The sequence below is a fragment of the Lysinibacillus sp. UBA6686 genome, from assembly GCF_002455205.1.
GTDB classification, from domain to species: Bacteria; Bacillota; Bacilli; order Bacillales_A; family Planococcaceae; genus Lysinibacillus; species Lysinibacillus pakistanensis.
In genome coordinates, this window is the sequence record NZ_DKJS01000072.1 from 1 (window position 1) to 24,081 (window position 24,081).

The window sequence follows — 24,081 nt, forward strand, 5'->3', positions numbered from 1 at the left end:
GAGAGTAGGACGTCGCTAGGCACACAGCAACCACTGAGAAATCAGTGGTTTTTTTATTTTACGATTGGTTATCAAAATGAAGTTAGTTGAGTGGGAACCTGGAATAATAGAGTAGAAGTAATGCTAATTAAATTAATTTCACGAAAGGTAGATGCTTATCTATTTAATTTTGTATTCATCAGAAACAAATGAATAACCTGAGATCGTCAAAAATTTTAGCATATGTCATAGTTTGAACTCTTCAACTTAAGTTGAACTAAAGCGCTACTTTCCTATTCAAACGTATACCATAAAATGCTAAAATTTAAATAGCTTTCAAAATAAAGGGGTGCTTAAAATGGCGACAGGCTTATATAGCAAGGAAATTCAAATTGAGAAGGAAAAATTACAAGCATTTATTCAAAATAAAGAAGAATGGGCTGAGCTTATACCAGGTTACTTACATCATGAGTTTCCCAATGAACAAGATATGATTTGGGTNNTTTCAAGGGGATTTTGGCTTTATTCAAAAGGCTGTAAAAGTGGAACTTAAATATAAGGAATCCACTACAAATCAAGTTATGTTTGATCTGATAGGATTATCAGACCCTATAAATGGCGATGGCTTTTTTGAAATTAGACAAGAACAGGGAGATACATGTCAGCTTGTAGGAAATTTAACAATGAAAGCCAGTGGTTTTTTAGCCGGAATGATGAATCCTATATTAGAAAAATTCGTTCCACAATTGGTAGAGCAACTAGTACAAAAAATGGCAGTTAAAGCAAGCCTATAAAGTGAATAACTATTAGAGCAGTTAAGTTTTTGTAAGTATGATTATATCTAATAAGTTGAAAAGATCGTTGCTTTAGAGAGCAATGATTTTTTTATGTTGATTAGTAAATGTCAGTCCTCTATGTTGCGGTGTACATTGCATGTAGGAAAGTAATTTATCATCGAAGGTAAGCATATGTCGCATTAAACAAATGTTTTAGATATGTCTTTAAGTATTATGGAATAACTTGACAAAATTATTTATATATTTTAAATTTGAGTAAGTACTCAAATTTAAAGAAAATAGTGGTGAAGATGTTTGACAACGAAAAAGGATAAAATTCTAGAGGCAGCATTTGACTTATTTACTAAAAAGGGCTTTAATGCAACGACTACTAAAGAAATCGCATTAACAGGTGGTGTGGCAGAGGGACTAATCTTTTATTATTTTAAAGATAAAGAGGATCTTCTCTATAAACTCATTCGAGAATTTTCTTTTATTGGCTCTCTCCAAAAAGAAATAATGGAGTTATCCAAGATGGAGCCATATCCAGCTTTAATTCAATTTGGACGATTATATGCTAATTTTTTGTCACAAAATAAAAATTTTTTAATTTTTATTTGGTCTCCGGAAATCGTACAAAACTCAGATGTAGGTGAGGAGATTGTGGATTTTATTTCTATAATGCGTGAACAAGCTAGTGTATTCATATCAAGGGTTATTCTATGTTCCGTTGAGAAAAAGGTCATTGATACAGCAGCCTCAATGTTTCTTTCGTCGATATTAACCTATGTATTAGTTGAAGAAAGGAAAAAGGGCGACAATCTATTAGTAAATCAGTATATAGAGGAGGTAATTACAGTTATTTTAAAGGGTATACAAAATACATAAAAATTTTTCAGAAAAAATTGAGTAAATACTCAGTATTTTTTCGGTGAAGGAAGGTACATCTATGCTTCAATGGATTGATATTTATACACTTATTTGGTTATTCCCTATTATGTTTATCCTCCATGATTTTGAAGAAATTATTTTGGTTGAGAAGTGGTTAAATAATAAATCTTCAATTTTGTATGCAAAACTACCAACAAAAGCAGCTGATAGAGTGATTAAGCAATTTTCGATGTCAACAGCACAGTTTGCAGTAGCTGTAGTGGTTATATTTTTCTTTGTAAGTGGTTCGACTTTTAGTGCCAGTCAATTTGTGAATCAAGGGCAATTAGGAAATATTTATATATTCACTATAGTTACGTTAACCTTTTTTCTTCATGCTTTTACCCATCTAGGGCAGACAATATTTCTTCGTTCTATAACACCTGGTGCTGTCACATCGTTAATTATCATTATTCCATATAGCTTAATTTTGTATCATTCACTATTAATGAATAATGTTATAACATGGAACATCATTTTTATTTGCTTACCATTTTGTCTATTATTAATACCACTTGCTTTATTTGCACACTGGGTTGGTAGAAAGGTTATTTGATAAAAAGTTTTTATGTCAATCTGATGTAAAAGCTATCCTACTTAGTGGGATAGCTTTTTATCGTGTTATAATTAAATAAGAATATAACGGAAATGGGTGTTTTGTTTTGCAAAAGAAAAAGCCGATTGTAGAAGGGTTAGAGCGCTTTCGACAACAACAAAATATTTCCTTTCATGTCCCAGGGCATAAACACGGTGCGCTATCTCATCTTCCTCAGGCCTTTAAAGATGTTATGCGATATGATGTAACGGAGTTATCAGGTCTTGATGACCTACATCATCCTGAGGAAATGATATTAGAAGCAGAAAATTTATTGGCAGATACATATGGGACAATGAAAAGCTTCTTTTTAGTAGGTGGATCTACGGTTGGGAATTTAGCAATGATCTATGCTACCTGTAAAAAGGATGATACGATTATTGTTCAACGTAATGCTCATAAGTCGATTTTTCATGCAATTGAGCTGGTTGGAGCAAGACCTGTATTTGTCTCACCCATGTGGGATGATCAAACACTAACAGCAACGCATGTTTCCTATAAGGATTTAAAAGAAGCCGTTGATTATTATCCAGAGGCCCGGGCTGTTGTTTTAACATACCCTACTTATTATGGTATGACATCTAAAGAAATTCAGCAGCAGATAGCCTACTGCCATGAAAAGGGAATTCCTGTCTTAGTAGATGAAGCACACGGAGCCCATTTTAGTGCCTGTGCCTTATTCCAACCATCAGCATTGACGTTTGGTGCAGATATAGTGGTACAGTCAGCACATAAAACTCTACCTGCAATGACAATGGCATCCTTTATGCATGTTAATTCAGATATCATTAATGTCGATAAAATAAATTACTATCTACGTATGCTGCAATCTAGTAGCCCATCCTATCTTTTATTAGCTTCTTTAGATGATGCACGCTATTATATACAGACATATATGGAGAGTGATGGTGCATATATAATAGAAAAAAAGAATCAATGGGTAGAAGCATTACGGGCAATAGGATCTTTGAAAGTTATCGAGGTAGATGACCCTATAAAATTATTACTCCGTGTAGAGGGCTATAGCGGTTTCCAACTACAAGAGGCACTGGAGGCAAAACAAGTATATGTAGAGCTAGCAGATGCAAATCAGGTTTTGTTGGTACTACCTTTATTAAAACAGGGGCATAACTATCCCTTTGCAGAAATTCGTGTCCGTATTAAGGAGGCGATAACAATATTGTTAAATACACCGAAAGCAGATATAATAACAGCTCCACATACAGCCTATAATTTTGTAGCCATTACCGAACCAGCTTATTCTATTGAGGAAATTGAAAAATCAGAAAAGGAATGGTTACCGTATATGCGAACAATGGGGCGAATCTCATCAAGCATGGTTATTCCTTACCCTCCAGGCATTCCATTACTTGTTCCAGGGGAAAAGATAACAGTGGCAAAATTGAGCCAGCTTGAGGAATTATTGGCTACAGGTGCAACATTCCAGGGAAATCACCGTTTAGAAGAAAAAATGATTGAGGTCATGAAATAGTTGGAGGCAATTACAGGATGAACAGCAATTTATTTATAACATTTGAAGGTCCAGAGGGTGCCGGAAAGACAACAGTCATTCAAAAAATAGCTGAGCGACTAGCTCAGGAGAATATCGATGTATTAGCAACGAGAGAACCTGGTGGTATAGAGATTGCTGAAAAAATTCGGACAATCATTTTAAACCCAGCACATACAGCAATGGATGAACGAACAGAGGCATTATTGTACGCAGCGGCTCGAAGTCAGCATTATTTTGAAAAGGTTAGACCTGCATTAGATGCGGGGAAAATGGTGATTTGCGATCGCTTTATTGATTCTTCATTAGCTTATCAAGGATATGCACGTGGTATCGGTGTGGATGAGGTATTATCTATTAATGAGTTTGCAATCGGTAAGAAATTGCCTGATATCACAATTTTATTTGACCTTGAACCAGAGATTGGTTTAGCACGTATTCATGCTCATGGTGAACGAGAGGTAAATCGATTAGATGTTGAAAGCTTAGCCTTTCATCAGAAAGTTCGTGAAGGTTATTTACAACTAGTGGATCGTTACCCGGAGCGAATACATGTTGTTAATGCTGAGCAAAATATTGAGCGTGTTGTAGAAGATGTATGGGCATTATTATTTGATGCATTGCAGTAAAAGCATGAAGTTGTCTAACACATTGTGATATAATGGTAACATCTATTATTTTATTTAATGAGAAAAAAACGCTCATTAAATTGAAATTTTCCTATAGATAATGGTAACAAAAATTGATCTAGGTTAATTTTATAAAAGGGGTGAGTGCGAATGAAGTTAGTCGTAGCTGTAGTGCAGGATCAGGATAGCAGTCGCTTATCAAATGCTTTAACGAAGAATCAGTTTCGCGCAACTAAGTTAGCGAGCACAGGAGGTTTTTTACGTTCTGGAAATACTACATTTCTTATTGGAACCGAAGACTCTCTTATACCCAAAGTTTTAGATATTATTCGAGATAATTGTCGAGCTCGGGAACAAATGGTGGCACCCGTTTCACCATTGGGCGGTAATGCGGATTCCTATATACCTTATCCTGTAGAGGTTGAAGTAGGAGGAGCGACAGTTTTTGTTTTACCAATTGAGCAGTTTCATCATTTTTAGTTCAGAACGAAATTTAAATTAGCTTTTGTGTATCGATAAAGAAAGCAAGTGGGGGCGAATACAGCTTGAAGATCAATCAAGATATACGTGTCGGGTTAAATACTAATCGCAAAGAGCCACTACAAAATAATAATCAAAATAACCGATTTGGAGATATGGTCGTCAAGCAGGGAACCAAATTGCAGACTGAACAGCTTACACGATTGCTAGGGGATATTTCTACTGCGGGTGACCGAGTTGCAAGATCACGAAATTTACGAGAGCTTGCTCGTTTTAAAATGCTTGTTAAAAAATTTCTACAAGAAACAGTCGAACATGGTATGGAATTAAAGCAATCACATACTTGGAATCGTTTCGGTGAGGGAAGACGTTTAAAAATTATCGAAACGATTGATTCTCGCCTTGTGGAGTTAGCACAAGATATTTTAGATGAAGAGAAAGAAGCAATTGATCTTCTTGATAAAATCGGTGAGATAAAAGGCTTATTAATTAATCTGTATATGTAAAACCCGTGTCTCGTTCTCTTGTAGGCGCGGGCTTTTTTCAAATATATTTTGCTTATTGTTACAAGTAATTCTGTATCGAGAAGAGAGCAATGGCAAACAATTATATCTATTTGTAATTGTTATAGGAAGGAATTTAAATATATGGCCAAGAATGTTGAAGAGCTATTTTCACTACAACCTGTCGTAATGAAGCAGCTTCAAACGATTTTTGACAAAAATAGATTAGCACATGCCTACATTTTTGATGGCGAAAAAGGGACAGGCAAAGTAGATATTATGCTGTTTTTTGTCAAATTAATGCTATGTGAGCAACCAAATCAAAATGTTCCATGTGAAACATGTCGAAATTGCAGACGTGTTGATTCTGGCAATCATCCTAATATTCATCAAATATATCCAGATGGTCAATTTATTAAAATTGATCAAATACGTGATTTAGTAGCTGAGATGAAGATGATGGGTGTTGAAGAAGGGCGAAAGATTTATGTACTTCATCATGCAGATCGACTTAATATTGCATCTGCAAATATGATTCTAAAATTTTTAGAGGAACCTGATGGAGAGGTTACGGCCATTTTGCTAACTGAGCAAATGCAGTCAATATTACCAACGATTCGCTCTAGATGTCAGCATATAAAGTTTCAAAAAATGCCTCGTCATGTATTGTTAAATCATTTGCAAGAAAGCAATATTTCTTATTCAATGTCTTGTACAGTGAGCATGATGACGAATGAGCTCGAAAAAGCTATATTTTTAGCAAATGACGAGCAGTTTGCACTTGCTCGAAAAACAGTGTTAAAATTAGTAGAGGTAATTCGCCAAAGTGTACACGAAGCAATGCTAGTTGTGCATGAAGAATGGTTGCCACTTTTTAAAGAAAAAAGTGAAATGGAACAAGCATTGGATTTACTACTATTTGCTTACCGTGATATAGTGTCAATAAAAGCTAATCCCGAGGCAGCTTGTACTTATCCAGACATGTTACAGACATTTAAAGAAGCTGCGTTACATTCGACTTATGAACGCCTATCTAGTCAAATGGAGTCTATTTTACAGGCGCGAGCATCTTTACAGCGTAACATGAATAGGACGTTATTGATGGAGCAGCTAATGCTAAATCTGCAGGAGGGATACACATTTGTATAATGTAGTGGGAGTCCGCTTTAAAAAAGCGGGTAAAATATATTATTTTGATCCAGCATCATATCTACTAGAAGATAGTCAATATGTCATTGTAGAGACAGCTCGTGGTGTAGAATATGGTAAAGTAGTTGTCCCACAAAAGGTTGTTGGGGATAATGATGTTGTATTACCACTTAAACAAGTACTACGACCAGCGGATGAACGTGATCGTATTCAGGTAGAGGAAAATGCAGCTGAGTCAAAGCGGGCATTTGAACTGGCAAGTACAAAAATTATAGAGCATAATCTAGAAATGAAGCTAGTAGATGTTGAATATACATTTGATCGTAATAAAATTATTTTTTATTTTACAGCTGAAGGACGTGTCGACTTTAGGGATCTAGTAAAGGATCTAGCCTCGGTATTTAGAACACGTATCGAACTTCGCCAAATTGGTGTGCGTGATGAGGCAAAATTGTTGGGTGGCATAGGTCCTTGTGGACGAATGCTCTGTTGCTCAACCTTTTTAGGTGACTTTGATCCAGTTTCTATTAAGATGGCAAAAGATCAAAATCTTTCTTTAAATCCTTCAAAAATTTCAGGTCTATGTGGCCGTTTAATGTGCTGTTTAAAGTATGAGAATGATGAATATGAGGAAGCGAAAGAGGGCATGCCTGACATTGGTGAAATGACGATGACACCAGACGGACGCGGTAGAGTTGTAGGTTTAAATGTGCTGGAGAGACTCATTCAAGTTTATTTACAAGAGCAGGAACGCACAGTTGAGTATACACTAGAAGAACTGCTAGCATGCGAAAAAAATCTTATATGAGATAGAAGAATTTAACGAGGTGGCTTGGGTGAAGGACCGTAATTTCTTAGATACCGTTATGGAGTTCGAACAACAGCTCGAAGCAATGCAGGAGCAATTTGGTGCATTGAAGCAATTTGTAGCGTTAATGATGGAAGAGCATAAGGCACTTGAAACAGAAAATCATCACCTTCGTACACGTCTAGAAGAACTACTTGCTAAAGATAACTCCATACAGGCTGCTGATGTGAAAAAAGAGACTTCACTAGATATTGGAGAAGGCTATGATAACCTGGCACGTTTGTACCAAGAGGGCTTCCATGTATGTCATGTTCATTTCGGAAGTTCACGTAAAGGTGAAGACTGTCTGTTTTGTCTATCATTTTTAAATAAACAAAATGTGTAATAGAAGGCTGATTGCCACTACGGTGGTATCAGTCTTTTGTTTTGTATAGTAGGAGGAAGAAAAAATATGGATGAATGGTTAAAGGATGATGAAAGGCTAGACTATTTGTTGGCAGAGAACTTACGTATTATACAAAGTCCCTCAGTCTTTTCATTTTCTTTGGATGCAGTATTACTTTCGAAGTTTGTCAATGTTCCTTACTATAAAGGGAACATTGTTGATTTATGCTCAGGTAATGGTGTCATCCCTCTCTTTTTAAGTGCTCGAACTAAAGGACAAATAACGGGAGTAGAGATTCAACCGCGTTTATTTGATATGGCGGAGAGAAGCATTCAGTACAATCAGCTAGAAAACCAAATTCAAATGATCCTTGGAGATGTAAAAGAAATACCAAAGCAACTGGGCATTGAAAAGTATGATGTTGTTACCTGCAATCCACCCTATTTTTTAGCACATGAGGCAAGTGATAAAAATCTTAGTGAGCATCATGCCATTGCACGACATGAACTATATTTAACATTAGAAGAAGCAATTCAATCAGCTAGTAAATTACTAAAACAAGGCGGAAAGGCAGCATTTGTGCATCGTCCAGGGCGATTATTAGACATTGTTACAGCAATGCGTGCAAATCGTTTAGAGCCAAAAAGAATGCAATTTATTTATCCCAAAGAAGGGAAAGAGGCCAATACGTTATTAATAGAAGGAATAAAAGATGGAAAGCCAGATTTGAAAATTTTACCACCGCTGTATGTCTATAAAGCCAATAATGAATATACACCTGAGGTGAGAGAAATTCTTTATGGAAAAGAACAATAATCACTACTTTTACGTGCTAGAATGCGCAGATCAATCACTTTATGCAGGCTATACAAACAATGTAGAAAAGCGTGTAGCTGTACATAATGCTGGTAAAGGGGCAAAATATACAAGAGCCAGAGGACCAGTGGAATGTATTTATATGGAGGAGTTCGAAACAAAACAAGAGGCAATGCGTGCAGAGTATGCTTTTAAGCAACTAACAAGAGCACAAAAAATTAATTATATAAGGAGGGGTGAATCGTGAAATCACAAAAAAGTGCCATACACGATCAGACAGGCTGTTTATATCTTGTAGGAACACCTATTGGAAATCTAGAGGATATGAGCGTCCGTGCGCTACGTATTTTAAAAGAAGCAGATATCATAGCGGCGGAAGATACTAGAAATACAAAGAAGCTGTGTAACTACTTTGACATTGAAACACCTTTAATAAGTTATCATGAACATAATTTAATCGTTGGAGGAGAAAAATTATTAACTTTATTACAGGAGGGAAAAACAATTGCATTAGTGAGTGATGCAGGTTTACCTTGTATTTCTGATCCTGGAGCAGATATAGTTGAAAAGGCAATCGCTCAGAACTTTCCGGTTGTGCCGGTTCCGGGCCCGAATGCAGCACTATCTGCTTTAATTGCATCTGGATTAACACCCCAGCCGTTTTTCTTTTATGGATTTTTGAATCGCGGGAAAAAGGAACGTCGACAGCAATTAGAGCAGCTAAAAAAACGTCAGGAAACAATACTGTTCTACGAGGCACCTCATCGCTTAAAGGAAACCTTAAAAGATATGGAGCTTATTCTTGGAAATCGTCGAATTGTATTAGCGCGTGAGTTGACAAAGAAATTCGAGGAGTTTTTAAGAGGGAGTCTCAATGAGGCGGTGGAATGGTCTCAAAATGAGGAAATCCGAGGAGAATTTTGTATTATCCTTGAAGGAAATAGCAATTTTGAGGAAGAGGATAACGAGGAAGTGTATTGGGAAAAAATGTCCTTTGTTGAACATGTCGATTATATTATTGCTCAGGAAGGTGTTACATCAAAAGAAGCTATAAAAGAAGTAGCCAAACTACGTCAAGTATCTAAACGAGATGTATATAATGAATATCATAACTAATAAAAAGAAGAGGTTGCCTTTAGAGAGGCAGCCTCTTTTGTATAGTTAACCAAGTTGGAAATTATATTTTTTTATTAATTATAAATGTTTAAATTGATAATAATTGTAAAAAATAGTACCCTTAAATGTGAAAGGTCTGACATGGACATTATAAGGGTCTCCTAATTTGGGTATATTAAAAACTAAATTACATTATTTTTTTAAGTTATTTTGAATTTCTTTCATTAACATTTCTGCGCCTTCTGGACTTAAAATTAATTTGCCTCCAACTAGACGGAAGTTATCATCAGATACTTCGCCAGTAACAGCACATGTCATGTTAGGCATATATTTTTTTAAGATGATTTTATCATCATCCACATAGATTTCTAAAGCATCCTTTTCAGCAATACCTAAAGTACGGCGTAGTTCGATAGGAATTACTACACGACCTAACTCATCGACTTTACGAACAATTCCTGTTGATTTCATAATTATTTTTCCTCCTAATGTTAAAAGTTATATTGGTATTTCGTCAAATTTCGACATAATTTCTTTGTCTGATAGTTATCATACCAAGTAATGCCATAAACGTCAATTAATTAATGCACTAATATTATTGTTTTTAAAAAAATTTTTGAGGAGAAAACAGATATATTGATTTTTATAAAAGGTTTTTATTATATATTTTAATTTATAGTAAAAAAGCTTCTTATTTAAGACATTTAATGGATTGAATATATGATTCGACAATTTTCGCGTACGATTCAAACTTTCATTGAAACGAATTTCGTACTTCGTTAGAATAGAAAGTATACTGTGAAACAATGGAGGCAGTTCTTGTGAGCGAACAAAACAAAACATTCTATATAACAACCCCAATCTATTATCCAAGTGGAAAATTTCATATTGGTACAGCGTATACAACTGTAGCATCAGATACAATTGCACGTTATAAACGTTTACGTGGATATGATGTACGTTTTTTAACTGGAATGGATGAGCATGGGCAAAAAATTCAAGAGAAAGCAGCTGAAGCGGGCAAGCATCCACAGGAATATGTAAATGAAATTGCAGATGCTGCAAAAAGACTGTGGGCTTTAACGGATATTTCATATGATGATTTCATTCAAACAACCCAAGATCGACATACGAAAGCTGTCGAAAAGATCTTCCAAAAGTTTTTAGATAATAATGATATTTATAAAGGTGAATATGAGGGGTGGTACTGTACTCCCTGTGAATCTTTCTTTACCGAAACACAACTAGAGAATGGAAACTGTCCTGACTGCGGTCGTCCAGTGCATAAAGTTAAAGAGGAATCATATTTCTTTAATATGAAGAAATATGCAGACCGTCTATTAGCTTATTATGAGGAGAACCTGGAGTTCATTGAACCTGAATCTCGAAAAAATGAGATGATCAATAACTTTATTAAACCAGGGCTAGAGGACTTATCTGTATCAAGAACATCATTCGACTGGGGAATTAAAGTACCTGGTGATCCGAAGCATGTTATTTATGTTTGGGTGGATGCCTTAACGAACTATATCACTGCTTTAGGCTATCTATCAGACGATGAAACATTATTCAACAAATATTGGCCAGCAGATGTACATGTAGTTGGAAAGGATATCGTTCGTTTCCATACAATATATTGGCCAATTTTCCTAATGGCGCTTGACTTACCGCTTCCTAAAAAAGTATTTGCACACGGTTTTATTATGATGAAGGATGGTAAAATGTCTAAATCGAAGGGCAATGTTATCTATCCAGAAATGTTAATCGACCGTTATGGCCTAGATGCGACACGTTATTTCCTATTACGTGAGCTACCATTTGGTTCTGATGGTGTATTTTCACCAGAATCATTTGTGGAAAGAACTAACTTTGATCTTGCAAATGATTTAGGAAATTTATTGAATCGTACAATTTCTATGATTAATAAATATTTCGATGGTATTATTCCTACAGAAAATCTTCTACCAACAGAGTTTGATGCTGCTTTAAAAGAGCAAGCTGAGGCGGTACGTATTAAATATGAAGAAAGTATGGAAAAAATGCAATTTAGTGTCGTATTGGCAGACTTATGGACACTTGTTTCACGCACGAATAAATATATAGATGAAACTCAACCATGGGTTCTAGCAAAGGAGGAAACAGATAAACCAAAATTAGGCGCTGTTATGCGAAATTTGGCGGAAAGTTTACACCAAATTGCCGTCATGTTACAACCGTTTATGACATCTACACCTAAACGAATAATTGAACAATTAGGCTTGGATGACAGATTCTTAGCATGGGATACAATTGAAACATTCGGCAATACTATTCCAGCAAACATTAAAGTGGTAGAAAAAGGTATTCCGATATTCCCACGCTTAGAGAGTGAAGTAGAGATTGCCTATATTCGTGATGAAATGCGTGGTTCAGTGAAGACGCTACAGGAAGAGGAGCCTAAAGATCAATCAGAAACTTCCGAGATTCCAGAAATTCCTGAAATTTCAATTGATGATTTTATGAAAATCGATTTACGTGTAGCAACAGTAATTGCATGTGAAACGGTTCCGAAAGCAGATAAATTATTAAAGCTTCAAGTTGATCTTGGATATGAACAGCGACAAGTAGTTTCAGGCATTGCTAAGTTCTATTCTCCTGACGAATTAGTTGGTCAAAAGGTGATAGTAGTTGCTAATTTAAAACCGGTGAAATTACGAGGTGAATTATCTCAAGGTATGATTTTAGCTGGTGAAAAAGATGGAATTTTAAAATTAGCTTCCGTCGATTCAAAGCTTGAAAATGGAGCAAAAGTTAAGTAAAGAATTTTAGGGGGCCTGCTGAATGTAAAAATTCAGCAGGCTTTTAAAATCTTTTAGCAATTCTCAGTAAGTATTATTTTAAGATAATTTATAGAAGGTAAATTTTGTATTTTTATAGGTAAATGGTAGTGAATAAGGTGTTTGGGATTATGTGTAATGTCACAATACCAAATTGTTTGTAATATATTTGTAATACTTACGCAAAAAAAGAAATAATATTTTTTAATAAAATCTATGTTAGGAGAATGACGATGTTCATCGATACACATGTACACTTAAACGCAGATCAGTATACAGAAGATTTACAAGAGGTTATTGATAGAGCCCTTGAGGCAAAGGTAGAAACAATGGTTGTGGTTGGATTTGACCGAAAAACCATTGAAAAAACTATGCAACTGATTGAACAATATGATTTTGTTTATGGTGTCATAGGGTGGCACCCGGTTGATGCAATTGATTGTACACAAGAAGATTTGAATTGGATTGAGGAATTAACAGCACATCCAAAAATAGTTGGTATTGGTGAAACCGGGTTGGACTACTATTGGGATAAATCTCCGAAGGATGTTCAACAAGCACTTTTCCGCAAGCAAATTCATTTAGCGCAAAAGGTGAATTTACCAATCATTATTCATAACAGGGATGCAACAGGGGATGTTGTACGAATTTTACGTGAAGAAAATGCAGCATCTGTTGGAGGCGTTATGCATTGCTATAGTGGCAGTGTTGAAACAGCACATGAATGTATTGCTATGAATTTTATGATTAGCCTTGGTGGGCCGGTGACATTTAAAAATGCACGGATGCCCAAGGAAGTGGCGACAGAAATACCGTTAGAGCATTTGATGATTGAAACAGATGCACCGTATCTAGCGCCCCATCCATATCGAGGAAAGCGTAATGAACCAGCTTTTGTGCCATTAGTGGCAGAAGAAATTGCGCGTTTAAAAGGGGTAACAATTGAGGAAATTGCACAGGTGACAACAGCCAATGCGAAAAAATTTTTTAGGATTGACGTTTAACTAGCTGACATGCCTCCAATATTGGGTTTGTGGTTGGTCGAAATGGCGAAGTCAATTTTCTTAGAAATACTTTCGGGTTGACAGTGCCAAATCTAGTCCGTATAATCCAACCTTGTATTAAGGAGGCGTTTTTTCATGTCAAATAATTCCATGAAAAACTTGTTCTTAGGATCATTGAGGAGTAAGCAAACAGTGATAAGAATTATTTCACTTGTCCTGTTTGTATCTGTAATTTCATTTGTACTTTATCAAGGTACTAAACAAACCGTAACGCTTGAAGCAAACGGAGAAAAAATCGAAGTAGCAACACATGCCAAAACTGTAGAACAATTATTACAAGATCAAAATATAGACATAGCAGAGCATGACAAAATATCACCCTCTCTGAACACCAAAATTGTTAATGGATTAGCAATTTCATGGGAACAGGCAAAAGAAGTAACTATTTCAGTTGATGGAAATCAGTCAAAAGTTTGGACAACTGAAACTCTAGTGAAAGACATTTTGAAAGAAGCGAATATTCAAGTATCTGAGCACGACTCTTTAGTACAAGGTCTGGATACGGAAGTAGGAGCAGATAGCAAAATTGAAATTCAAAAAGCGTTTCCAGTAGCTCTTGTCGATGGTGTAAAAGAAAGACAAGTATGGTCCACTTCGACTACGGTCGCTAACTTTTTAAAACAACAAGGAATTCAGCTTAATGAATCCGATCGTGTCGAAAATAACCTCGAGGACGTTATTACTCCGAAGAGTAAAATCACAGTAGTTCGCGTAGAAAAGGTTATCGATGTAGTGGAAGACTCTTTAGATTTCGCAGTTGAAAAGAAGCAGGATGCTTCGTTGCAGAAGGGAAAACAAAAAGTAGTGACAACGGGCGAGAAAGGTTCTATTTCTCGAACGTTTGAAGTCGTGAAAGAAAATGGTAAAGAGGTAGCTAGAAATCTAAAAACTGAAAAGGTTCTAAAGGAGCCGAAGAAGCAAGTGGTTGCAGTAGGTACTAAAACTGTTGTGGCAAGTGCAGCGACTGTATCACGTGGTTCAGCAGAGCCAGCTAACGGTAAAGAATTTTATGTTACAGCAACAGCCTATACACCGTATTGTAAGGGATGTTCAGGTACATCTGCCACGGGCATTAATTTACGTTCAGGTGCTGGATTAAAAGTAATTGCGGTAGATCCATCTGTTATTAAGCTTGGCTCAAAAGTATGGGTTGAAGGCTATGGAACAGCGGTAGCTGGGGATACTGGTGGCGCAATTAAGGGTAATAAGATCGATATACTTGTACAATCTGATGCCCAAGCTAGTAAGTGGGGCGTAAAGAAAGTGCGTATAAAAGTATTAAATTAAAAAAATTGTAAAATTAATCAAAATGTATTTTCACTATATTGTAGCTTTCCTGTTTTGACTGGCGGGAAAGCTTTTTATCTTTATTTAGTGGACAAAGTTTGTACCTTTTAGAAAGAATGTAAATACTTTGTCCTAGAATACATAACCGTGTATTTCTGTACAATCAAACAGTGCAGTTGTAAAATGGTCTGAAGATAAGGTAGAAAAGAGGAGCCTTTTTGCAAATAAAAGAAATCATTGTGGTTGAAGGAAAAGATGATACAACTGCCATTAAAAGAGCTGTACATGCAGATACTATAGAAACAAATGGATCAGCAATTTCAGAAGAAACGCTGAAGCGAATTCAGCATGCTCAGGATAAAAGAGGTGTCATCGTTTTTACTGATCCTGATTATCCAGGACGGCGAATTCGTGCAATTATAGAAGAGCGTGTGAAAGGGGTTAAGCATGCCTTCTTACCAAAAGCAAAAACAATTGCCAAAAACGGTAAAGGGCTTGGAATTGAGCACGCAGCAGATGAAGATATACGAAAGGCACTCCAACATGTCTATACGCCAAGTAGTATAGAGCCGATAACTGATGACATTACACTAGAGGATTTAATGACAGCACGTTTAATTGGACATCCTCGTGCAAAATATCGTCGGGATCGTCTTGGGGAGCTGTTGAATATTGGCGCAACAAATGGTAAGCAGCTTCACAAAAGATTAAAAATGTTTCAAATTACAGAACAGCAATTTGGTGCGGCTGTCGCACAGCTAGATCAGGAGGAAAACAATGCATAAGGATATTGCAACACCAATTAGAACACAAGAAATTTTAAAAAAATATGGATTTTCATTTAAAAAAAGCTTAGGTCAAAATTTTCTAATAGATCCAAACATTTTAAGAAATATTGTTAGTCATGCAAATTTAACTGAAAATAGTGGTGCAATTGAAGTGGGTCCTGGCATTGGGGCATTGACTGAACACTTAGCTAGAAGTGCAAAAAAGGTCGTATCCTTTGAAATTGATCAACGACTATTACCTGTATTAGAAGATACATTAAGTCCATATAATAATGTGACAATTGTACATTCAGATATTTTAAAGGCAGATGTTGCTAAGATAATTGAGGAAGAGATGCCGGGTATTGAGGATATTATGGTAGTAGCAAATTTGCCGTATTATGTGACGACTCCGATTTTACTGAAATTACTAAATGATCGTTTACCGATAAGAGGCTTTGTTGTCATGATGCAAAAGGAGGTTGCAGATCGTATAACGGCCAAACCGGGAACGAAAGAGTATGGTTCTTTATCGATAGCAATCCAATATTATGTGAAGGCTGATATTGCCATGACGGTACCAAAAACTGTATTTATGCCACAGCCTAATGTAGATTCTGCGGTCATTCGCTTAATTAAGCATGATGAACCCCCTGTAAAAGTGATTGATGAGGATTTCTTATTTGTCGTGACACGTGCATCCTTTGTGCAGCGAAGAAAAACAATCTTCAATAATTTACAATCGGGTTTACCAAATGGAAAGCAAAATAAAGAGAAAATTTTAGAGGCTTTAACAGCAGTCAATATAGAGCCAACCCGTCGAGGAGAAACACTTAGCATACAAGAGTTTGGAAAATTAGCAGATGCGCTCTATCCGACATTTGGAAAGTAAGAAATTTTGTTAACATTTTTTCTTACAAGTAAAAAAAACATAATTTTTCATAAAAAATAAGTTGACAATATTTATTCAGGGCTGATAAAATATTATATTTTGTTGACATTTTTGGGCGTATCGCTTATACTGTTTTGTAGTGAGGTGTAAGCGAAAATGCCAAAAACTTTAGCGGACATTAAAAAGTCGTTGGATTGTCATTTGGGTAAACGTTTGCAGTTAAGAGCAAACGGAGGTCGCAAGAAAACGGTCGAGTGTGCAGGGATATTACGTGAGACATATCGTGCTATCTTTGTAGTTGAGCTTGATCAAGAGGACAATACGTGCAAGCGCGTATCGTATAGCTACACAGATATTTTAACTGAAGCAGTAGAGATTACTTTTTTAGACGAAGCAAAGGCTGCTGTCGCAAAATAGTTTCTAGTACTTATTTCTATATTTTGAAACACTCATGTATGTTAAAAACTGCATGAGTGTTTTGCGTTTTTCGGGACATACTAAATTCGTCAGTTGTTAAAGGAGGAGTTTATATGCCTAGAAAAGGTATCATGTCACCTCGATTAAAAGAAGAGATCGCAAAAGAGCTTGGATTTTATGATGTTGTGCAACGAGAAGGCTGGGGCGGCATTAAAGCTCGTGACGCCGGTAATATGGTCAAACGTGCCATAGAAATGGCTGAGCGAGCAAGTAATGAGCAAGACCAAAATAAGTAGACTATTTTTGCTAAAATAGCCAACTTATAAAAAATAATTTCTTTTAGCAGGAATGGAATTTTTCTGCTGACACAACAACACAACTGACGAGAGAGAACCGTTACACCAAATAGGGGTATACGGTTCTTTTTTTCCATTTTCGCTTTCCCATTATGGTAAAATAAAATGAATAATCTTGTACGTAAGATGATGGGTTGTTGCGAAAGCGAAGAGCTGAAGGAGCGCCAGCCAATAATTGCGACAAAGCATAATTGATAAGTGTAGTTATAAGGGAGGAAGAAAGATGCTTTATGTAAAGGCGCCTGCAAAAATAAATTTAACATTAGATGTACTTTATAAAAGACCAGATAATTATCACGAAGTAGAGATGGTCATGACAACTGTCGATTTAGCAGATCGTATTAGTTTGGAATCCCGAGAAGATGGCACAATAGAAATAATTTCAACTGATAATTTTGTGCCGAATGATCATCGTAATTTTGCTTATCAGGCAGCGCGTCTAATTAAAGATACATACGGCATTGGACAAGGTGTATCCATTACTATAGAAAAAGAAATACCAATTGCAGCAGGTCTTGCAGGGGGCAGTAGTGATGCAGCTGCTACACTAAAGGGGTTGAATGAGCTATGGAATTTAGGGTTATCCATTGATGAATTAGCTGAACTTGGTGCAAAAATTGGATCTGATGTTTCATTTTGTGTCTATGGTGGTACAGCATTAGCCACAGGGCGTGGGGAAAAAATTCAAGAATTGCCTGCACCGCCAAACTGTTGGGTAGTCTTAGCTAAGCCTAAAATAGGTGTTTCTACTGCAGAAGTCTATGGAGGACTAAAGGTTGAAGGTTTAGAGCATCCAAATACGAAGCAAATGATTCGTGCTATTGAAATGGAAGATTATGAGCTATTGTGTTCATCATTAGGGAATGTTTTGGAAACTGTAACATTTAAGCTACATCCAGAAGTAGTAATGTTAAAGGAACAGATGAAGCGCTTTGGAGCGGATGCAACATTGATGAGCGGAAGCGGTCCTACGGTCTTTGGTCTAGTAGACAGCGAGGCTCGAGTAAGCCGCATTTATAATGGCTTACGTGGTTTTTGTGAAGAAGTATATGCTGTGCGTATTTTAGGTGAACGAAATACGCTTGCTTAAAACCGCAAATTTGTGTTAATTTTACCTATAAATATTCGTGTTTAGGAGAGGGTCGCATGAAATGGAAGCGTAGTGAACGACTAGTGGATATGACGTATTATTTGCTAGAACATCCACATCAGCTGATCCCGCTAACTTATTTTTCTGAATTATATCAATCTGCAAAATCCTCCATTAGTGAAGATTTAACGATTGTAAAAGAAACTTTCGAAGAAAAAGGAATCGGGTTATTGATGACAGTACCGGGCGCTGCAGGAGGAGTAAAGTATATCCCTAAAATGTCCGAGGCTGAGGTACGTTTAGTGATTCAAGATTTAAAGGCAGAACTTGAGCATTCAGATCGTTTGTTACCAGGCGGTTATTTATTTATGACGGACTTACTCGGCAATCCAGATTTGATTAACCGGGTTGGAAAAGTCTTTGCATCGGCATTTGCTGATCAACAAATTGACGTTATTATGACTGTTGCCACAAAAGGGATTTCTATTGCACATGCTATTGCAAGACATTTAAATGTACCTGTTGTAGTTGTTAGAAGAGATAGTAAAGTAACAGAAGGTTCTACAGTCAGCATTAACTATGTTTCTGGTTCTTCCCGAAGAATTCAGACAATGGTATTATCAAAAAGAAGTATGAAGAGTGGACAACGTGTACTAATTACGGATGACTTTATGAAAGTCGGTGGTACAATGAATGGCATGAAAAATTTACTAGAGGAATTTGATTGTCAGCTTGCAGGTATCGCAGTGCTTGTAGAAGCTGAGCATGCAGATGAAACTTTAGTAGATGATTATTATTCACTCGTTAAGCTTCATGAGGTCAACGAAAAAGACCGTACAATTGCATTAAGTGAAGGTAACTATTTTTCTAAAAGGGGACATGACAAATGAAAGTAGTAGCAACATCAAATGCACCAGCAGCAATCGGACCATATTCGCAAGGGATTATTATAAACGGCATGTTTTATAGCTCTGGCCAAATTCCGCTAACGGCTACCGGTGAATTGGTAGAGGGTGATATTACTATTCAAACAAATCAAGTGTTTGCCAACTTAAAAGCAGTATTAGAAGCTGCAGGCACATCTTTAGATCATGTTGTGAAAACAACAGTTTTTATGAAGGATATGAATGATTTTGTGGCAATGAATGAAGTATATGCAAGTCACTTCGGTAATCATAAACCTGCTCGCTCTGCGGTAGAGGTTGCACGCCTTCCAAAGGATGTAAAAGTAGAAATTGAAGTTATTGCCATCGTTAAATAAGTAACAGTAAAGCTCGCTAAAAGAACAATCTTTTAGCGAGTTTTTTTTAGAGCTGACAAACAATTGTCAAAATTTACGTAAATTAGAGAAAATATTATATTAATAAGTATTCAAATTTTTTAGAAAATTTGATAGACTATGAAAAGGAAAATATTCGGTAATTAAGAATATTATATTTTCATTTAGGCATCTAAGAAGAGAGGTGGTGAGAAAATGGAAGTTACTGATGTAAGATTACGTCGTGTTCAGACGGATGGTCGTATGCGTGCGATTGCTTCCATTACACTCGACAATGAGTTTGTAGTTCATGATATTCGAGTAATTGATGGAAATACTGGATTATTTGTAGCTATGCCAAGTAAACGAACGCCTGACGGAGAATTTAGAGATATTGCGCATCCGATTAATTCTACTACTCGTAATAAAATACAGGAGATTATTTTAAACGAGTATCATAATTCAAGCGAATCAGAAGAGGCCGATAAAGCTGAAGAATTAGAAGGAATTGGCGTTTAGTAAGAAAAATATTATTCAGCAAATGTTTTTTTGTATCGAAAGTAAAGCGGCAGATACAGAAGACTCCCACCCTACAGGTCCGACATCGTGTTGGCCCTCGTGAGGCCTGGGCACAATTTAAAATCCGGACGCAATTACGCCAAGGCGAAATTGATCAAAGGACCTGCTGTGTAAAGTTTGGAGCAATTAAAGGATTACACGATTTACCAAATCGCCTAACTGCCCCAAATTCAGCATATTACTGGTGAAAACTTATTATTAAGAACTCTTCTTATTCGGAGAGTTCTTTTTATTTTGTAAATAAGAAAAATACAGTAGTTTATGGACATACATATAAACAATCGAGCATAAGGTGCATTTGATTTAGGAATTCATCTTTTTGTCAAGTCTACATACCTTGAAAATAGATGAATTTTGCTATATAGTCATAAGAGAAAATGAGCGTATTGGAGGACTTACAGATGAGCAACATTTTTGCTGTCATTTTGGCTGCAGGTCAAGGTACACGTATGAAGTCCAAATTATATAAAGTGCTCCATCCAGTATGTGGGAAGCCAATGGTTCAACATGTGGTGGATCATATTCAAACGTTAGATGTTAATCGCATCGTAACGGTCGTAGGACATGGTGCTGAAAAAGTACAACAACAGCTTGGTGATAAAAGTGAATATGTTTTACAAGCAGAACAACTAGGGACTGCACACGCTGTTCAACAAGCGGAGGCTATTTTAGGTAGTGAAGAGGGAACAACATTAGTTGTTTGTGGTGATACGCCACTAATTCGCCCTGAAACAATGCAAGCATTATTTGAGCATCATCAAGCAAAGGGTGCCAAAGCAACCATTTTAACTGCAATCACGGATAATCCAACAGGTTATGGTCGCATTTTACGTGGCGATAATGGACAAGTGGAGCAAATTGTTGAACAAAAGGATGCTTCAACAGAGCAGCAATTAGTAAAAGAAATTAATACTGGCACATATTGTTTTGATAACAAAGCGTTATTTGAGACGTTAAAACTTGTGAAAAATGACAATGTCCAAGGTGAGTATTATTTACCTGATGTCATTGAAATATTACAAAAGCAAGGCGAGATTGTTGAAGCATATGTAACGGAAGATTTCGAGGAAACACTTGGTGTCAATGATCGTGTTGCTTTATCGCAAGCAGAGACATTGATGCGTGCAAGAATTAATGAGCAGCATATGCGTAATGGTGTATCTATTATTAATCCAGAAGCAACGTATATTAGTGCAGATGCAGTGATTGGTCGTGATACGGTTATTCAACCAGGCTCTATGATCGAAGGGAAGACAGTAATTGGAGAGGACTGTCTAATTGGCCCTAACACTCAAATTATAGATAGCCGCATTGGCGATCGTACAACAGTACATTCTTCTGTTGTGCGTGAAAGCGCTGTAGCAGAAGACACAGCGATTGGACCGTTTGCAAATATTCGACCACTTTCTACTATTGGTAGCCATGTGAAAATTGGTAACTTTGTAGAAGTGAAGAAAAGTAATCTAGGGAATGACACAAAAGTATCGCACTTAAGCTATATTGGCGATGCGGAAATTGGTAACAATGTTAATATTGGTTGTGGTTCCATTACTGTCAACTATGACGGAAAAAATAAGTTCCAAACAATTATTGAAGATGATGTATTTGTAGGATGTAATACTAACTTAGTAGCACCAGTCAAAGTTGGAAAAGGTTCATTTATTGCAGCAGGATCTACAATTACAAAAGAAGTTCCTGAAGACGCACTTGCAATTGCTCGTGCAAGACAAGAAAACAAACCGAATTATGTAAGCAAATTAAATTCAAAATAATTATCAACTAAACAGGAGGCCATCATGCCGTATCATTATGCAAACTCACAATTAAAAATATTTTCACTTAATTCCAATAATCCACTTGCTCAAGAAATCGCGCAAGAAATGGGTGTAGAATTAGGTAAATCTTCTGTTAAGCACTTCAGCGATGGAGAGATTCAAATTAGCATTGAAGAAAGTATTCGTGGTTGTGATGTGTTTATCGTGCAATCAACTTCTGCACCAGTAAACGAACATTTAATGGAGCTTTTAATTATGGTGGATGCAGTTAAACGTGCATCTGCTCGTACAGTAAACGTCGTAATGCCTTATTATGGTTATGCACGCCAAGATCGTAAAGCAAAAGCGCGCGAGCCAATTACAGCTAAATTAGTGGCAAACTTACTTGAAACAGCTGGTGCAACACGTGTTATCGTTTTAGATTTACACGCACCTCAAATTCAAGGTTTCTTCGATATCTTGATCGACCACTTAATGGCGGTACCTTTATTATCTGATTACTTCAAATCAAAAGGTATTCCAGCGGATGAAATTGTAGTAGTTTCTCCAGATCATGGTGGTGTAACACGTGCTCGTAAAATGGCAGAACGTTTAAAAGCACCGATTGCAATTATTGACAAACGTCGTCCAAAACCAAACGTTGCAGAAGTAATGAACATTGTTGGTAATGTTGATGGTAAAGTGGCAATCTTGATTGATGATATTATTGACACAGCGGGAACTATTACGATTGGTGCAGATGCATTACGTGCTGCTGGTGCGAAGGAAGTTTATGCTTGCTGCTCTCACCCAGTACTATCCGGCCCAGCTATTGAACGTATCGAAAACTCTGCAATCAAAGAATTGGTTGTAACAAATACAATCCAGCTTGCTGAAGAGAAAAAATCGCCAAAAATTACAGAGCTTTCTGTAGCTAAATTAATGGCTGATGCAATTTCTCGTGTCTATGAAAACAAATCTGTAAGTACTCTATTTGATTAATAAATATATGGCTAAATAAAGAACAAATCTATCTTCACGGGTAGATTTGTTTTTTTATAGGCGTCTTTTGTGTGAATTTTCTTATAAAAGGGTATAATGGTAATTGTGACTTAATAATATTTCACGACTTACAAAGAGAGAAGTGAATATTATTATAGCCTTCAACAAATGTCATGGGTACCTTTTAAATGTAGTGACATTCGTAGTAAGGCGTAAATAATTTTTCTTGGAAGGGGAAGATATAGATATGAGTACAGTATTAAGTGTTACAAAGCGCGAAGCTGGGCATCGTTCGACTTTATCCCAACTTAGAAAAGGGGGAGCCATTCCTGCGGTTATTTACGGCTATAATTTAGATTCGACCCCAATTTCTATTTCAGCAAAGGAATTCAAAAAATCCATTCAAAAAAATGGACAAAACAGTGTGTTCTCGATGGAGTTAGAAGGGAAAAAAGTAAATGTTGTTGTGTCAGAAATCCAACAATGCTCTTTAAAAGATGAAGTGAACCATGTTGATTTTCTTGCCATTAATATGTCTGAAGCATTAGAAGCAGATGTCCCTATTAAACTAGTTGGGGAGTCAATTGGTGTCAGCGAGGGCGGCATTTTGATGCAGCCTAATTTAGAGATAAAAATTAAAGTAAAACCGGCTGAATTGCCTGAAGTAATTGAAATTGATATTACGAATCTTAAAATTGGCGAAACCATCACAGTTGCTGAAATTCGTGAAAGTATTGGTTTTGATGTTGTTAGTGAAGATGATCATATTTTGGTCACACTTATGGCTCCGGCTACTATTGAAACTACAGAAGAAGAACAAGAATAACAATATATTGCTAAGGCTATTAAAGAGGCTATACTTCTTTAATAGCCTTTTTTATCTTCATTCAGCAAATGTTTTTGTATCGAAAGCAAAGCGGCTTTGCGTGTAAGTGTAGCGGCAGATACAGAAGACTCCCATCTCTACAGATGATGAGATAAGGCTCCTTTCAGTGGTAATCAAACATCTACTGAATGAAGATAAAGTCTGGCAGATGTCACGGATTTTCAAAGGAATGAATTGTGCAGGAACAATTCAAAAACCGGACGCATTGTTTATCTGTGCGAAAGCGAAGCGACAGCA

At 36.5% G+C, this 24,081-nt stretch carries 28 protein-coding genes; 27 read left to right on the top strand and 1 reads right to left on the bottom strand.

Features of this window, described 5'->3' with window-relative positions; all coding sequences use genetic code 11:
* Nucleotides 1-521: 521 nt before the first annotated feature.
* From B2R82_RS18790 to rsmI, 13 genes are all read left to right on the top strand, one after another.
* On the top strand, nucleotides 522-773 hold the full coding sequence (locus B2R82_RS18790; RefSeq protein WP_286926388.1) for a hypothetical protein: 252 nt from the start codon (nucleotides 522-524) through the stop codon (nucleotides 771-773).
* Nucleotides 774-1,070: 297 nt separating this feature from the next.
* Nucleotides 1,071-1,643 carry a TetR/AcrR family transcriptional regulator gene (locus B2R82_RS18795; protein ID WP_286926389.1) on the top strand — a complete coding sequence of 191 codons (573 nt, stop codon included), beginning with the start codon at nucleotides 1,071-1,073 and terminating at the stop codon, nucleotides 1,641-1,643.
* Nucleotides 1,644-1,704: 61 nt separating this feature from the next.
* Nucleotides 1,705-2,241 (top strand): HXXEE domain-containing protein, encoded by a 537-nt coding sequence (locus tag B2R82_RS18800; RefSeq protein ID WP_286926390.1) that lies wholly within the window; start codon nucleotides 1,705-1,707, stop codon nucleotides 2,239-2,241.
* A 106-nt stretch (nucleotides 2,242-2,347) separates the two neighbouring features.
* On the top strand, nucleotides 2,348-3,772 hold the full coding sequence (locus tag B2R82_RS18805; protein ID WP_286926391.1) for an aminotransferase class I/II-fold pyridoxal phosphate-dependent enzyme: 1,425 nt from the start codon (nucleotides 2,348-2,350) through the stop codon (nucleotides 3,770-3,772).
* Between the two features lie 17 nt (nucleotides 3,773-3,789).
* On the top strand, nucleotides 3,790-4,419 hold the full coding sequence (gene tmk, locus B2R82_RS18810) for a dTMP kinase (protein ID WP_286926392.1): 630 nt from the start codon (nucleotides 3,790-3,792) through the stop codon (nucleotides 4,417-4,419).
* A 150-nt stretch (nucleotides 4,420-4,569) separates the two neighbouring features.
* Nucleotides 4,570-4,899 (top strand): cyclic-di-AMP receptor, encoded by a 330-nt coding sequence (locus tag B2R82_RS18815; protein ID WP_010857007.1) that lies wholly within the window; start codon nucleotides 4,570-4,572, stop codon nucleotides 4,897-4,899.
* 65 nt (nucleotides 4,900-4,964) lie between these two features.
* Nucleotides 4,965-5,405, top strand: coding sequence for a YaaR family protein (locus B2R82_RS18820; protein ID WP_283870247.1), 441 nt, complete (start codon nucleotides 4,965-4,967; stop codon nucleotides 5,403-5,405).
* Nucleotides 5,406-5,546: 141 nt separating this feature from the next.
* A complete protein-coding gene (gene holB, locus B2R82_RS18825; protein WP_286926393.1) occupies nucleotides 5,547-6,551 on the top strand; it encodes a DNA polymerase III subunit delta' in 1,005 nt (334 codons plus the stop codon).
* Nucleotides 6,544-7,359 carry a PSP1 domain-containing protein gene (locus B2R82_RS18830; RefSeq protein WP_283870249.1) on the top strand — a complete coding sequence of 272 codons (816 nt, stop codon included), beginning with the start codon at nucleotides 6,544-6,546 and terminating at the stop codon, nucleotides 7,357-7,359. The genes holB and B2R82_RS18830 overlap by 8 nt, the downstream gene beginning before the upstream one ends.
* A gap of 28 nt (nucleotides 7,360-7,387) precedes the next feature.
* Nucleotides 7,388-7,744, top strand: coding sequence for a DNA replication initiation control protein YabA (yabA, locus tag B2R82_RS18835; protein WP_054772163.1), 357 nt, complete (start codon nucleotides 7,388-7,390; stop codon nucleotides 7,742-7,744).
* 66 nt (nucleotides 7,745-7,810) lie between these two features.
* The gene (locus tag B2R82_RS18840; RefSeq protein ID WP_286926396.1) at nucleotides 7,811-8,560 is read left to right on the top strand and encodes a tRNA1(Val) (adenine(37)-N6)-methyltransferase; all 750 of its coding nucleotides are present in this window, start codon (nucleotides 7,811-7,813) and stop codon (nucleotides 8,558-8,560) included.
* Entirely contained in the window at nucleotides 8,544-8,807 is a 264-nt protein-coding gene (locus B2R82_RS18845) for a GIY-YIG nuclease family protein (RefSeq protein WP_283870251.1), read from the top strand. Before B2R82_RS18840 ends, B2R82_RS18845 begins: the two co-directional genes overlap by 17 nt.
* Nucleotides 8,804-9,676 carry a 16S rRNA (cytidine(1402)-2'-O)-methyltransferase gene (gene rsmI / locus B2R82_RS18850; RefSeq protein ID WP_286926398.1) on the top strand — a complete coding sequence of 291 codons (873 nt, stop codon included), beginning with the start codon at nucleotides 8,804-8,806 and terminating at the stop codon, nucleotides 9,674-9,676. Before B2R82_RS18845 ends, rsmI begins: the two co-directional genes overlap by 4 nt.
* A 192-nt stretch (nucleotides 9,677-9,868) precedes the next feature.
* Here the strand turns inward: rsmI and B2R82_RS18855 are convergent, their stop codons facing one another.
* Nucleotides 9,869-10,147, bottom strand: coding sequence for an AbrB/MazE/SpoVT family DNA-binding domain-containing protein (locus B2R82_RS18855; protein WP_036150958.1), 279 nt, complete (start codon nucleotides 10,145-10,147; stop codon nucleotides 9,869-9,871).
* A gap of 350 nt (nucleotides 10,148-10,497) precedes the next feature.
* Here B2R82_RS18855 and metG point away from each other — a divergent pair, with 350 nt between their 5' ends.
* From metG to B2R82_RS18925, 14 genes are all read left to right on the top strand, one after another.
* Nucleotides 10,498-12,474 carry a methionine--tRNA ligase gene (metG, locus tag B2R82_RS18860; RefSeq protein WP_286926399.1) on the top strand — a complete coding sequence of 659 codons (1,977 nt, stop codon included), beginning with the start codon at nucleotides 10,498-10,500 and terminating at the stop codon, nucleotides 12,472-12,474.
* Nucleotides 12,475-12,725: 251 nt separating this feature from the next.
* A complete protein-coding gene (locus B2R82_RS18865; protein WP_286926400.1) occupies nucleotides 12,726-13,496 on the top strand; it encodes a TatD family hydrolase in 771 nt (256 codons plus the stop codon).
* A 135-nt stretch (nucleotides 13,497-13,631) separates the two neighbouring features.
* Nucleotides 13,632-14,843: a G5 and 3D domain-containing protein gene (locus tag B2R82_RS18870; protein WP_286926402.1), complete on the top strand. Its 1,212-nt coding sequence runs from the start codon at nucleotides 13,632-13,634 to the stop codon at nucleotides 14,841-14,843.
* Between the two features lie 218 nt (nucleotides 14,844-15,061).
* Nucleotides 15,062-15,628, top strand: a complete 567-nt coding sequence (gene rnmV / locus B2R82_RS18875) for a ribonuclease M5 (RefSeq protein ID WP_286926404.1) — start codon at nucleotides 15,062-15,064, stop codon at nucleotides 15,626-15,628.
* Complete coding sequence (rsmA, locus tag B2R82_RS18880) at nucleotides 15,621-16,502, top strand: 16S rRNA (adenine(1518)-N(6)/adenine(1519)-N(6))-dimethyltransferase RsmA (protein ID WP_286926406.1); 882 nt, start codon at nucleotides 15,621-15,623, stop codon at nucleotides 16,500-16,502. Before rnmV ends, rsmA begins: the two co-directional genes overlap by 8 nt.
* Nucleotides 16,503-16,658: 156 nt before the next feature.
* Nucleotides 16,659-16,919, top strand: coding sequence for a biofilm formation stimulator Veg (veg, locus tag B2R82_RS18885; RefSeq protein WP_283870258.1), 261 nt, complete (start codon nucleotides 16,659-16,661; stop codon nucleotides 16,917-16,919).
* A gap of 113 nt (nucleotides 16,920-17,032) precedes the next feature.
* On the top strand, nucleotides 17,033-17,215 hold the full coding sequence (locus B2R82_RS18890) for a small, acid-soluble spore protein, alpha/beta type (protein ID WP_054772167.1): 183 nt from the start codon (nucleotides 17,033-17,035) through the stop codon (nucleotides 17,213-17,215).
* A 283-nt stretch (nucleotides 17,216-17,498) separates the two neighbouring features.
* A complete protein-coding gene (gene ispE, locus B2R82_RS18895; protein ID WP_286926408.1) occupies nucleotides 17,499-18,365 on the top strand; it encodes a 4-(cytidine 5'-diphospho)-2-C-methyl-D-erythritol kinase in 867 nt (288 codons plus the stop codon).
* Between the two features lie 56 nt (nucleotides 18,366-18,421).
* Nucleotides 18,422-19,255 carry a pur operon repressor gene (purR, locus tag B2R82_RS18900; RefSeq protein ID WP_004229190.1) on the top strand — a complete coding sequence of 278 codons (834 nt, stop codon included), beginning with the start codon at nucleotides 18,422-18,424 and terminating at the stop codon, nucleotides 19,253-19,255.
* Nucleotides 19,252-19,626 carry a RidA family protein gene (locus B2R82_RS18905; protein WP_286926409.1) on the top strand — a complete coding sequence of 125 codons (375 nt, stop codon included), beginning with the start codon at nucleotides 19,252-19,254 and terminating at the stop codon, nucleotides 19,624-19,626. The genes purR and B2R82_RS18905 overlap by 4 nt, the downstream gene beginning before the upstream one ends.
* A 213-nt stretch (nucleotides 19,627-19,839) precedes the next feature.
* Nucleotides 19,840-20,142, top strand: a complete 303-nt coding sequence (spoVG, locus tag B2R82_RS18910; protein WP_054772170.1) for a septation regulator SpoVG — start codon at nucleotides 19,840-19,842, stop codon at nucleotides 20,140-20,142.
* Between the two features lie 461 nt (nucleotides 20,143-20,603).
* Nucleotides 20,604-21,974, top strand: a complete 1,371-nt coding sequence (gene glmU, locus B2R82_RS18915; protein ID WP_286926410.1) for a bifunctional UDP-N-acetylglucosamine diphosphorylase/glucosamine-1-phosphate N-acetyltransferase GlmU — start codon at nucleotides 20,604-20,606, stop codon at nucleotides 21,972-21,974.
* Nucleotides 21,975-21,998: 24 nt separating this feature from the next.
* Nucleotides 21,999-22,958, top strand: a complete 960-nt coding sequence (locus B2R82_RS18920; RefSeq protein WP_054772172.1) for a ribose-phosphate diphosphokinase — start codon at nucleotides 21,999-22,001, stop codon at nucleotides 22,956-22,958.
* Nucleotides 22,959-23,205: 247 nt separating this feature from the next.
* Nucleotides 23,206-23,784 carry a 50S ribosomal protein L25/general stress protein Ctc gene (locus B2R82_RS18925; RefSeq protein ID WP_286926411.1) on the top strand — a complete coding sequence of 193 codons (579 nt, stop codon included), beginning with the start codon at nucleotides 23,206-23,208 and terminating at the stop codon, nucleotides 23,782-23,784.
* Nucleotides 23,785-24,081: the final 297 nt, after the last annotated feature.